We start from the raw sequence: 10685 nt of genomic DNA on the forward strand, positions 1-10685 counted from the left end.
GGGGTGTTTGTCAAGCTAGGATGAGCATGGACGCCGATCCTACCCCTACACGTGCTGCCCGCCATTGATGTGGATCTCGGCGCCGTTCACGTAGGACGAGGTCTCCGTGCACAGCACGTAGATGATCTTGGCGACTTCATCCGGCGTGCCCAGACGGTGCAGCGGGATCTGTTGATCGACGATCTTCTCGGTGCCCGGCGACAGGATCGAGGTGTCGATTTCGCCAGGCGCGATCGAATTGACACGGACGCCGATGCGGCCGAAATCGGACGCCATCTCGCGGGTCAGGGAGGCGAGCGCCGCTTTCGAAGTGGCATAGGCCGCGCCTGCGAACGGATGCACGCGGGAGCCGGCGATCGAGGTGACGTTCACCACCGAGCCCTTGGCGGCCTTCAATTCCTCGATCAGCCCCCGCGCCATCATGATCGGCGCGAAGAAATTGACCCGGAATACATGGCTCCAGGTCTCGATGTCGGTGTCGATCGACCCCAGCCGGGCGCCGCCCTCCGCCTTCGGCGAAATCGCCGCGTTGTTGACCAGCGCGTGCAGTTCGCCCCCTTCCAGCCGCTGGCGGATTTCCGAAATCGCCCGCGTGGTGTCGTCGTGATCGGCGAGGTCGACCTGGATGTGATCCTCGGGTCCGGCGCCCCACGGGCATTCCTCGGGAAAGGGATGCCGCGAACAGGTCAGGACGCGCCAGCCCGCCGAGGAGAAGCGGATCACGGTGGCGTGCCCGATGCCGCGGCTGGCTCCGGTCAGGAGCATCGTGCGCCGCGGGCCGTGGTTGGTTGGATTCGGCATAACGGTTCTTTCGTTCTCGTCATGCCCGGCCTCGTGCCGGGCATCCGCGTATTCCTATGGTCGTCGCAGAAGAAAGACGTGGTGGCCGGAAGAGCCCGGTCATGACGGCTTACGTTACGGATAAAGCCGCGTCTTCGACCATGGCTGGTCGGACGCCGTGCGGGCGAATTCGATGCGGTCATGCAGGCGGAACGGCCGGTCGTGCCAGAATTCGAACCGGGCGGGCTCGATACGCCAGCCGCTCCAGCCCGAAGGACGCGGCACTTCGCCGATGATGTGCTTCGCCGCCACCTTGGCGATGGCTTGCTCGAAGGCAAAACGGCTCTCTAGTGGCTGCGACTGCCGGGAGGCCCAGGCGCCGATCTGCGCCTGCTTCGGGCGGGTGGCGAAATAGGCGTCGGCCTCGGCGTCGGTTACCGGCGTCACGTTGCCGCGGATGCGGACCTGCCGGCGCAGCGATTTCCAGTGAAACAACAATGCCGCCTTGGGGTTTGTTGCGAGTTCGCGGCCTTTTTGGCTGGCGATGTGGCTGTAGAAGACAAAACCGTCGGCGTCATAGCCCTTCATCAGCACCATGCGCACGTCGGGCAGCCCGTCGGCGTCGACGGTCGCCAGCGCCATCGCGTTGGGATCGTTCGGTTCGGCCTTCACGGCCTCGGCGAACCAGTCGCCGAACAGCGCAAACGGTTCCTCGGCGGCGGTAAAATCACCTGATGTTAACGGTGTCGGGTGTTTGATGGAGGTTGTGTCGGTCATGTCAGGAGTTCCGAGTTGCGTCCGCCCGCGTCCCAGAGCGCGTTGCAGTCCCCATGCAGGCTCGCCCTATATAAGACATGGGAACGCATTGGCCTACCGGCGATCGGACCGGCGGGTGCGGCGGTGACGTTGATTCTGATCGGCCTTGGCTCCGGCGGCTGCAGCCTTTCCCGCGGGGACGGTGCCTTTGCCAGAATGGACGACAAGGACCAGGAAGTGACGGGGGCGATCGGGTCCGGGCAGCCGTCGGCGCCTACCGAGACCGATCTGGCCTTTGCCCGGACCGCTGCGTCCGACGTGCTGACCAAGGGGACCAAGGATTCCAGCCAGCCCTGGGAAAATCCCGAGACCGGCGCCCGCGGTTCGGTGACGCCGCTGGCCCAGGCCTATTCCTCCGACGATGGCCGCACCTGCCGGGATTTTCTGGCGAGCTACGTCAACGGCCGCTCCGAAAGCTGGCTGCAGGGCGCCGCCTGCAAGGGTGGCCATGGCCGTTGGGAAATTCATACGTTAAAGCCGTGGCGACGGGGCTGAACCCCGTTGCAAAAATACCACGGGCACCCCAGATGAAGCCTGAAGCGGGCCAGCCGCCCGTAGTCCAAGTTCTAATTCCCTAGAGGAGACGTGACGGATGCGCGACCCCTATGAGGTCTTGGGGGTGCCGCGGGGCGCCAGTGCTGCGGCGATCAAGAGCGCCTATCGCAAGCTCGCCAAGAAGCATCACCCCGACGCCAACAAGAACGACCCGAAATCGCAGGCGCGTTTCTCCGAACTCAACTCGGCCAACGAGATCATCGGCGACGAGGCCAAGCGCAAGCAGTTCGACCGCGGCGAGATCGACGCCGAGGGCAAGCCGCGCTTTCAGGGCTTTCCCGGCGGCGATCCGCGTAGCCGCGGCGCCTCGCCGGGCGGCTTCGAGAGCCACACCTTCCGCAGCGGGCCCGGCGGCGGCGGCTTCGAGGACATCCTCAACAGCATGTTCTCCGGTGCTGCGGCGCGCGGCGCGCGGCCGGGACCCGGCGGCGCCTTCGAATTCGAGACCGGCGGCATCGGGCTCGACCTCGATCTTTCGGTCGCCATGACGGTGTCGCTGGAAGAGGCGGTCAATGGCGTGGAAAAGCGGGTCCGGCTGCCGAGCGGCAAGGAGCTCAACGTCAAGGTGCCCGCCGGGGTGATTGCCGGCCAGCAGATCCGGCTGAAAGGACAGGGCGAGACCGCGCCCGGCCACCGGCCCGGCGATCTCCTGATCACCGTCTCGATCGCGCCGCATGCCTTTTTCAAGATCGAGGGCAGCGACCTGCGCGTCGAACTGCCGGTCACGCTGTATGAAGCCGTGCTTGGCGACAAGGTTCGCGTGCCGACCCTGGGCGGCGCGGTCGAACTGTCGATCCCGAAAAACACCTCGAGCGGCCGCACCTTCCGTCTCAAGGGCAAGGGCTTGCCGAAGCCGGGCGGCGGCACCGGCGACCTGTTCGTTACCACCCGCATCGTGCTGCCGGACGGGAACGATTCCGAACTCGAATCGTTGATGCAAAAGTGGCGCGACGGACACAAATACAATCCGCGCAGCGATTTGACCTGAGCTAACCGAAAAGGTGCGGCCTCGACCGGGGGACCAGCGCGGTACAAAAACCCCAGCCGAGGCCGCTTCGCGTCGATCGGCGGATCGAACGCACCTCAAATCGCGTGATCACCCGGTGCGATTTTGAGACGCGCCGATGACTTGATTCCAGATTTTCCGTGTCGGAATTTGGACGAGGCGCGTTACGCCGTCTACGGGCTGATCACCCCCCGTGCTTTTCGGTGGCGTCGTAAACCAGCCGCGCTACCTGGGTCAGGCGCTCGCGGTCGCTGCTGCCGCTGACCACGAAGGCGACGCCGCGATCGGCCCAGAACAGCGCGCCGTCCTTGTCTTGCGCCGCATATCGCATTTGAGTCGTCTCGGAATCCGCCTTGGCGCTATAGACCGTAAAGCGCTCGCCCGAGGCGCTCTCATACATCAGGAATGAGGCGGGCCCGGTCGGGCCGGGCAACAGCCTGCCGCCGACCAGTTTCAACCCGGTGGCGTCGAGCTCCGGTGCGAACACCACCCAGCCGCAGCGCTTGGTCAGCCAGGTCTGCAGATGCGCGCGTTCGCTGCCGGGTACTTCGACCGGATGACGAACCTCGACCACATAAAGCCGGTGCGCGACCAGCGCCTCGCCGGTCAGGCTCTGCAACGCCGATGGCGAAGCCGCCACGCCATGCGCCAGCCAGCCGGCGCCGCCGCCGGCGATGAACGCCACCAGGGAAGCCGCGAGCGCGCCAACCATCCATCGGCGCGGCTGTCGCACCAGCCGTTCGATTTCCAGCCGCTTTGGCACCGGCTCGTCGGCGACGGAGTCGTAGCGCGCATGCAGTGCTTCCGCCATCGCGCGCCAGGATTGCACCCGCGCGGCGTCGTCGGGATGCGCGGCGAGCCATGCCTCGACATCGTCGCGCCGCTCCGGCGGCAATTCATTGTCGACATAGGCGTGCAGTTCGTCTTCGGTGACGGAAATTTTCGGCTCGGTCATTGTCGTTGTCTCTTCTTCGTCGAAATGTTCTCGGCTTCTCTCGAAACTTCACGTGAGATTGCATGCATCGATATTGCCATCACTTCACCTGCCGCAGCGACGGCCGCTCGCCCTCGAGGGCTGCCTTGACGTGGGCGCGGGCGCGGGCGAGGCGCGACATCACGGTGCCGATCGGCACGCCCTGGATGTCGGCGACCTCGCGGTAGCTCAAGCCTTCCAGCATCACCAGCAGCAGCACGGAGCGCTGCTCCTCGACCAGGGTGGCGAGCGCGCGGGCGATGTCGCGGCCTTCGGCCTCGGTGCCGCTGGCGTCGGGATTGTTGTCGAGCAGCGGCACGAATTGCGGCCGCCGCGCCAGCGACCGTCGCCGGTTCTTGTTGAGGTTGGTCAGGATGGTGTAGAGCCAGCTCCTGATGTCGCCGCCGAGAAACAGCCTCTCCGAACGCAGCGCGCGCACCAGCGTGTCCTGCACCAGATCGTCGGCGACATCGGCGTCGCGCGCCAGCGCGCGCGCATAGCGGCGCAGCGCCGGGATCATGGTTTCGACGCTCTGGCGAAACGCGGTCATGGACGGCAGTTCCTGGGTTGGTCCGGCCGGCGCCGATCGACTTCGAACGCCGTACCCACCATAACACCGAAATGACGCGACTATTCCGGCTGTCAAGGCTGCGCGGCAGACGTGGAATTCAGGGGTGGATTAGGGCTATACCAGCTTCCGGCGCTGGTGTACCTCCAACCCTGATCTTGGGCCGATGGGAAGCGAAATGTCGAAAAATGCAGGTCTGATGCAGGGCAAGCGCGGAGTGATCCTCGGCGTCGCCAACAACCGTTCGATCGCCTGGGGCATCGCCAAAGCCTGCCGCGAGGCGGGCGCCGAGATCGCACTGACCTGGCAGGGCGACGCGCTAAAGAAGCGGGTGGAGCCGCTGGCAAAGGAGCTCGACGGCATCACGCTCGGGCATTGCGACGTCACCGATCCCGCCACCATCGATGCGGTCTTCGCCGTGCTCGCGGAAAAATGGGGCAAGATCGATTTCGTCGTTCACGCCATCGCGTTCTCCGACAAGGACGGGCTGGAGGGCCGCTATCTCGAAACCACCGCGGAGAATTTTTCCAAGACCATGCTGATCAGCTGCTATTCGCTGACCGCGATCACGCAGCGCGCTGAAAAACTGCTGACCGATGGCGGCTCGATCCTGACGCTGACCTATTACGGCGCCGAGAAATGGATGCCGCATTACAACGTGATGGGTGTCGCCAAGGCGGCGCTGGAGGCCAGCGTGCGCTACCTCGCCGCCGATCTCGGCGAGAAGAACATCCGCGTCAACGCGATTTCGGCGGGGCCGATCAAGACGCTGGCGGCGTCCGGCATCGGCGATTTCCGCTATATCCTGAAGTGGAACGAATATAATTCGCCGCTGCGCCGCACCGTCTCGATCGAGGAAGTCGGCGACAGCGCGCTCTATCTGCTCTCGGACATGTCGCGCGGCGTCACCGGCGAAGTGCATCATGTCGATGCCGGCTACCACGTCGTCGGCATGAAGCGCCCGGACGCGCCGGATATTTCGCTGGCGAAGGATTGAATTAAGCTCGTCATGCCCGGGCTTGACCCGGGCATCCATCCCCCTGAAGAACTTTTTTGAAGATGGATGGACGGGTCAAGCCCGGCCATGACGAACCGGAGAAGTGTGCGATTACAGTGCCCACGATCTACTACATTCGCCACGGCGAGACCGCCTGGAATGCCGCCGGACGCTTCCAGGGCACGCAGGATATCCCACTCAACGATCTCGGCCGCACCCAGGCCGTGGCAGCCGGCGGCATCCTCGCCGACCTGATCGCGCGCGACGGCCACGAAGCGTCCGCGCTGCCATTCGTCGCAAGCCCGCTCGGCCGCGCGAGGCTGACCATGGAACTGGTTCGCGAGACCATGCAACTGCCGCCGGATGGTTACGCCCTCGACATCAGGCTGCGCGAGATCGCCTATGGCCTGTGGGAAGGCCTGACCTTGCCCGAGATGGAACGCCACGACGCGGTCGTCTTTGCGTCGCGGCTGGCGGACAAATGGGGCGTCGCCGCCCCCGCGGGCGAGACCTATGCCAGCGTTACCCTGCGAATGCGCGAATGGTTCGATTCCCTGCAAGGCGACACCGTCACGGTCGCCCATGGCGGCACCATGCGGGCGCTGATGGTGGCGCTCGGCATCGCCACGCCGCTGGAGGCCTCGGACATCCCGATCGGGCAGGGCGTGGTGTACGTGTTCCGTGAGGGCACGCTGACCAGGCATGGTTGAGTGATTTTGTCGTCATTCCGGGTCGATGCGCAGCATCGAACCCGGAATCCCGAGATTCCGGGTCTGGCGCTTGCGCGCCATCCCGGAATGACTGGTTTGACCGCCGTGCCCACGCGCGTTACCACACGTCAGAACTGCCTTGGACCAAATTCAAAAATGTCCTTCAACACCTTCGGCCACCTTTTCCGGGTCACGACCTTCGGCGAGAGCCACGGGATCGCGATCGGCTGCGTGGTCGACGGCTGCCCGCCGCTGCTGCCGCTGACCAACGAGGACATCCAGATCGATCTCGATCGCCGCCGTCCGGGACAATCGCGCTTCACCACCCAGCGCCAGGAGCCCGACGCGGTGAGGATACTTTCGGGCGTGATGGCGCATCCGGAGACCGGCGTGCAGGTGACCACCGGAACCCCGATCGCGCTGCTGATCGAGAACACCGACCAGCGTTCCAAGGACTATTCCGAGATCAAGGACAAGTTTCGGCCCGGCCATGCCGACCTCACCTATGAGGCGAAATACGGCCTGCGCGACTACCGCGGCGGCGGCCGCTCCTCGGCACGCGAAACCGCGACCCGCGTCGCCGCCGGCGCCATCGCCCGCAAGATCCTGCCCGGTGTCACCGTGCGCGGCGCGCTGGTGCAGATGGGCCCGCACCGGATCGACCGCGCCAGATGGGACTGGGACGAGATCGCGCGCAATCCGTTCAACTGCCCCGACAAGGACAAGGCCGCGTTCTTCGAAGGCTATCTCGACGGCATCCGCAAGAGCGGATCGTCGATCGGCGCGGTGATCGAGATCGTCGCCGAAGGCGTGCCGGCCGGCCTCGGCGCGCCGATCTATGCCAAACTCGATGCTGAACTGGCCGCCGCGCTGATGAGCATCAACGCCGTCAAGGGCGTCGAGATCGGCGCCGGTTTCGGCGCCGCCGAACTATCCGGCGAGGAGAACGCCGACGAGATGCGCACCGGCAACAACGGTACCCGCTTTCTTTCCAACAACGCCGGCGGCGTGCTCGGCGGCATCTCCACCGGCCAGCCGGTGGTGGCGCGCTTCGCCGTCAAGCCGACGTCGTCGATCCTGTCGCCGCGCCAGACCGTCGACCGCGGCGGTCACGACACCGACATCATGACCAAGGGCCGCCACGACCCCTGCGTCGGCATCCGCGCGGTGCCGGTCGGCGAGGCCATGATGGCCTGCGTGCTGGCGGATCACTTCCTGCGGCACCGCGGGCAGGTGGGCCGGTAGACGACGATCGGGCGGGTTGACAGCCAGCCTGACTAGCGTCGCCGAGCCTATTTAGCTCGTATCGTCTTTTCTTCGAGGAAGGGGGCCGCACCGCGGGCGGCCCGTCTTCGTCAATCGATTTCGTGAACGACTGTACGGCTTCCGGGATCGACCAGCATCACGCGGTCGTTGGAGTAGACGTAGCGAAACTTGGTTAGCGACGGTCCCCACTCGGACGGTACCGCAACGAGTTCTACGTCGCTGGGCAGCGTGGCGCCGACGGCCATCCGTTCCGTGGTGGCAAGCGGACGAACCTTGTGTTCGGTCACATAGCTCCTGATCCTGGTGCGCGTCTCCGGCTCGATCTGAACCGTGGCACGCGCGGCTCCTGTCGTCGTCACGGTGGTTTGCGCTACGGCGCCCGTTGACATCAACGCGACGGCTGCAGCGGCCAAAACAAGGTTCCTCATGCAATGTCCTCCCGCCGCGAAATGCGGCGCGCGATGGAAACTGCGCGCTCGCCATCTTGTTCCGACGCGGAACGCGCTCTTTTGAAACGCGATGACAAGTTTGCCTGTCTTTCCCGGAGGCAGAGGAGGAACAATGCCCGCGATTACCTGGCGGACTGTGCTGCCGGTCATCACAAGCGGCGGCGGTACCTAATTTGTAAGCATTTGCGCTATTTGTTGAAAGCAGAACGGCCGAAATTTGTGTTCCTTGCCAGCAAGGATCGCGGCCGACGATTTCTGATAACTATCGGGAAAATCTGGAAAAATGCCGGGCATTTGCGAACCTGGTTTGAGGTGATTTGCTGCGCAATATGCACCCGAAGAAACCATTGGCATTTCGATGCAGACGATCGCTTCGATAGCGGAACGATCGCATTGGAACTCAGTTTCTCTGGCACTCGCATGCCTGCAAGCGCCATCGATCAGCCCGACGACGCTAGAGTTCGGGCCGCAGATGCATTGGCGAAGGGCAAGCGAAAAACATGGAGGAGATGGACATGATGACAACCAGGACGATGAAGAGCAGATTCTTGCTTACGACGGCAGCGCTGCTGGCCAGCGTTAGTTTTGCGGCCGCTCAAGGTGTAGGTGGCGGTGGAAGTGAAAAAGGGATGTCCGCAGGCTCCGGCGGAGCAATGTCACAGGGAGCAACAGGTCCCTCGCGTAGCGACAGTCCTTCCCGTAGAGAATCAGCCGGTCCTTCTCGTAGCGAAGGCATGACACAGGGCCAAGCCTCTGAATCCAGGGAAGGGGGTCGAGCTCAAAGTCCCGCCCGCCAGGGCGAGTCCGACCGCGCGCAGCGCGATGAACCCGGAATGCGGGACAGCGGTCGCGCCGTGAGTCCGCGCGATGCTGGCAAGCAGCAACGCGAGTCCAGCAAGGATCGGGACCAGCGGGACACCGGCAAGGATCGCGCACAGCAAGATCAGAAGGACGAGAAAGGTCAGAAGGGTCAGACTGTGGGCCAGGGACCCGATCGTGACGATGCGCGGCGATCGGACGATCGAGCCCAGGACAAGGGCAAGACTGACGCCCAACGGGCCCAGCAACCGTCCGATCAGAAGCAGAGTGGTTCGAGCGCGCAGGGTCAAAGCGCCCAGGATCGGAATCAGACCTCCGGCGCCGCTCAAGGCCAAACCGGTGCGCCTGCACAGCAGAGCACCACTGCTGGCCAGACCCAGAGCACCACTGCCGGCCAAACTCAGGCTAGGCGGACTGACCTGACAACACAGCAGCAGATGACGCTGCAACAGTCGGTGCTCCACGCCAGCAGCGCGCCGCGCGTTGAAGTCAATTCCATCAACTTCCAGGTCAACACCGGCGTGGTCCTGCCGTCGCACGTCTCGATCGTGTCGGTCTCGACATACCCGGCGCTGATTGATGTGTTCCCCGCCTATCGCGAGTACAGCTTCTTCGTGGTGGAAGACGAAATCGTATTCGTCGATCGCGAGCGGCGCATCGTGGACATCGTCCCGGCCGGCCCGCGGACACGTTTCAGTGCTCGCGGTGGCGGCGGCAGCGTCGCTGCAGTCGATCTCGCTCCCGACGATATTCGCGTCGTGCAGCGCGTATTGATCGAGCGTGGTCTTCTGACCGGCGAAGCCGATGGAATCTGGGGTCCGCAGACCCGCGAAGCGTTGGTCACATTCCAGCGTCAGCAGGGCATTGAGGTAAGTGGCACCATCGATACCCGCACGGTGACGTCGCTTGGCGTGTCCAACCGGCTCAGCGCGCAGGCGAGCCAGAGTCTCAACCTGACCCAATCCACAACGACGGGTCAGCAGGGACAAACCGGCCAGCAGCCGAACCAGCAGAATGTGACTGGCCAGTCTCCCGCTCAAGGCACCGGCCAGGCGACCAACGCGCCTTCGCAGCAGAACGAGCCGTCAACGACGACCGGCCAGGCGCCTCCAGCTCAGCAGAATGCCACGGGCCAGGCGCCTTCTGCCCAGGGGAATACGACGGGACAGGCCGCGCCTCAGCCGCAATGGAGCAACAACTCTCCGCAGGCGAACCAGGATAAGTCGTCCGGACAGACGCCGGGCACCGGTTCGGGAGCGAACCAGCCTGCGCAGAGCAATACGTCCAACAAGTAGACTGAAGTTACATAGACTGACGTTGAGCCCCGCTTCGGCGGGGCTTCTTTTTCGCCGATCCACCGACTTGGCGGACGGCTGCGCCGCCGGCCGGTCTTCCGCCCTTCCTCACATCATCCCATCCGCGATCTTCTCCGCCGCCATCAGCGTCGGAAAATTGGTGTTCGCGCACGGCACCACCGGGAAGATCGAGGCGTCGACCACGCGCAGGCCCTGCATGCCCTTGACGCGGCCTTCCGTATCCACCACCGCCATCGGGTCGTCGGCACGGCCCATCCGCAGCGAGCAGGAGGCGTGCCAGACGCCGATCGTCGCCTTGCGGACGAAGGCTTCCAGCGCCTCGTCGTCGCTCATCACCTGCTCGAAGGTGAAGCCCTCGACGATGAAATTGTCGTTCATGGCGTGGCGCAGCGCCGCCGGGCCGTCCATCAGAAGCGCGGCAATCGAGGTG

The 10685-nt window shown here is 64.5% G+C and carries 13 protein-coding genes; 7 read left to right on the forward strand and 6 right to left on the reverse strand.

Annotated elements, in window-relative coordinates:
- Positions 1-45: 45 nt before the first annotated feature.
- Together Q8R73_RS12500 and pdxH are read right to left on the reverse strand one after the other, a co-directional pair.
- Complete coding sequence (locus Q8R73_RS12500) at positions 46-801, reverse strand: SDR family NAD(P)-dependent oxidoreductase (RefSeq protein ID WP_305719855.1); 756 nt, start codon at positions 799-801, stop codon at positions 46-48.
- 114 nt (positions 802-915) lie between these two features.
- The gene (gene pdxH / locus Q8R73_RS12505; protein ID WP_305719856.1) at positions 916-1557 is read right to left on the reverse strand and encodes a pyridoxamine 5'-phosphate oxidase; all 642 of its coding nucleotides are present in this window, start codon (positions 1555-1557) and stop codon (positions 916-918) included.
- Between the two features lie 123 nt (positions 1558-1680).
- Here pdxH and Q8R73_RS12510 point away from each other — a divergent pair, with 123 nt between their 5' ends.
- Positions 1681-2091 carry an RT0821/Lpp0805 family surface protein gene (locus Q8R73_RS12510; RefSeq protein WP_371126084.1) on the forward strand — a complete coding sequence of 137 codons (411 nt, stop codon included), beginning with the start codon at positions 1681-1683 and terminating at the stop codon, positions 2089-2091.
- A gap of 97 nt (positions 2092-2188) precedes the next feature.
- The gene (locus Q8R73_RS12515) at positions 2189-3139 is read left to right on the forward strand and encodes a DnaJ C-terminal domain-containing protein (RefSeq protein ID WP_305719858.1); all 951 of its coding nucleotides are present in this window, start codon (positions 2189-2191) and stop codon (positions 3137-3139) included.
- A gap of 202 nt (positions 3140-3341) precedes the next feature.
- Here the strand turns inward: Q8R73_RS12515 and Q8R73_RS12520 are convergent, their stop codons facing one another.
- Positions 3342-4112 (reverse strand): anti-sigma factor, encoded by a 771-nt coding sequence (locus Q8R73_RS12520; RefSeq protein WP_305719859.1) that lies wholly within the window; start codon positions 4110-4112, stop codon positions 3342-3344.
- Positions 4113-4191: 79 nt separating this feature from the next.
- Positions 4192-4680 (reverse strand): RNA polymerase sigma factor, encoded by a 489-nt coding sequence (locus tag Q8R73_RS12525; RefSeq protein WP_305719860.1) that lies wholly within the window; start codon positions 4678-4680, stop codon positions 4192-4194.
- A 196-nt stretch (positions 4681-4876) separates the two neighbouring features.
- Between Q8R73_RS12525 and fabI the strand changes: the two genes are divergently transcribed.
- From fabI to aroC, 3 genes are all read left to right on the forward strand, one after another.
- A complete protein-coding gene (gene fabI, locus Q8R73_RS12530) occupies positions 4877-5695 on the forward strand; it encodes an enoyl-ACP reductase FabI (RefSeq protein WP_305719861.1) in 819 nt (272 codons plus the stop codon).
- Between the two features lie 110 nt (positions 5696-5805).
- Positions 5806-6405, forward strand: coding sequence for a histidine phosphatase family protein (locus tag Q8R73_RS12535; protein ID WP_305719868.1), 600 nt, complete (start codon positions 5806-5808; stop codon positions 6403-6405).
- Between the two features lie 156 nt (positions 6406-6561).
- Positions 6562-7650: a chorismate synthase gene (aroC, locus tag Q8R73_RS12540; protein ID WP_305719862.1), complete on the forward strand. Its 1089-nt coding sequence runs from the start codon at positions 6562-6564 to the stop codon at positions 7648-7650.
- 110 nt (positions 7651-7760) lie between these two features.
- Here the strand turns inward: aroC and Q8R73_RS12545 are convergent, their stop codons facing one another.
- Entirely contained in the window at positions 7761-8030 is a 270-nt protein-coding gene (locus Q8R73_RS12545) for a DUF1236 domain-containing protein (RefSeq protein ID WP_305719863.1), read from the reverse strand.
- Positions 8031-8102: 72 nt separating this feature from the next.
- Between Q8R73_RS12545 and Q8R73_RS12550 the strand changes: the two genes are divergently transcribed.
- Positions 8103-8639, forward strand: a complete 537-nt coding sequence (locus tag Q8R73_RS12550) for a hypothetical protein (RefSeq protein WP_305719864.1) — start codon at positions 8103-8105, stop codon at positions 8637-8639.
- A gap of 314 nt (positions 8640-8953) precedes the next feature.
- A complete protein-coding gene (locus Q8R73_RS12555) occupies positions 8954-10234 on the forward strand; it encodes a peptidoglycan-binding protein (RefSeq protein WP_305719865.1) in 1281 nt (426 codons plus the stop codon).
- A gap of 108 nt (positions 10235-10342) precedes the next feature.
- On the opposite strand, the gene Q8R73_RS12560 is transcribed toward Q8R73_RS12555, so the two are convergent.
- The coding region (locus tag Q8R73_RS12560) for a GMC oxidoreductase (protein ID WP_305719866.1) at positions 10343-10685 on the reverse strand (343 nt) is incomplete at its 5' end.

Source organism: Bradyrhizobium sp. (genome assembly GCF_030697065.1).
Classification (GTDB): Bacteria; Pseudomonadota; Alphaproteobacteria; order Rhizobiales; family Xanthobacteraceae; genus Bradyrhizobium.

Bases quoted from the DNA above. Each gene is read 5' to 3' on its own strand.
- Q8R73_RS12525 (WP_305719860.1), bottom strand. From the start codon at position 4,680: ATGACCGCGTTTCGCCAGAGCGTCGAAACCATGATCCCGGCGCTGCGC.
- Q8R73_RS12555 (WP_305719865.1), top strand. From the start codon at position 8,954: ATGCGGGACAGCGGTCGCGCCGTGAGTCCGCGCGATGCTGGCAAGCAG.
- fabI (WP_305719861.1), top strand. From the start codon at position 4,877: ATGTCGAAAAATGCAGGTCTGATGCAGGGCAAGCGCGGAGTGATCCTC.
- Q8R73_RS12500 (WP_305719855.1), bottom strand. From the start codon at position 801: ATGCCGAATCCAACCAACCACGGCCCGCGGCGCACGATGCTCCTGACC.
- Q8R73_RS12515 (WP_305719858.1), top strand. From the start codon at position 2,189: ATGCGCGACCCCTATGAGGTCTTGGGGGTGCCGCGGGGCGCCAGTGCT.
- aroC (WP_305719862.1), top strand. From the start codon at position 6,562: ATGTCCTTCAACACCTTCGGCCACCTTTTCCGGGTCACGACCTTCGGC.
- pdxH (WP_305719856.1), bottom strand. From the start codon at position 1,557: ATGACCGACACAACCTCCATCAAACACCCGACACCGTTAACATCAGGT.
- Q8R73_RS12520 (WP_305719859.1), bottom strand. From the start codon at position 4,112: ATGACCGAGCCGAAAATTTCCGTCACCGAAGACGAACTGCACGCCTAT.
- Q8R73_RS12550 (WP_305719864.1), top strand. From the start codon at position 8,103: ATGTCCTCCCGCCGCGAAATGCGGCGCGCGATGGAAACTGCGCGCTCG.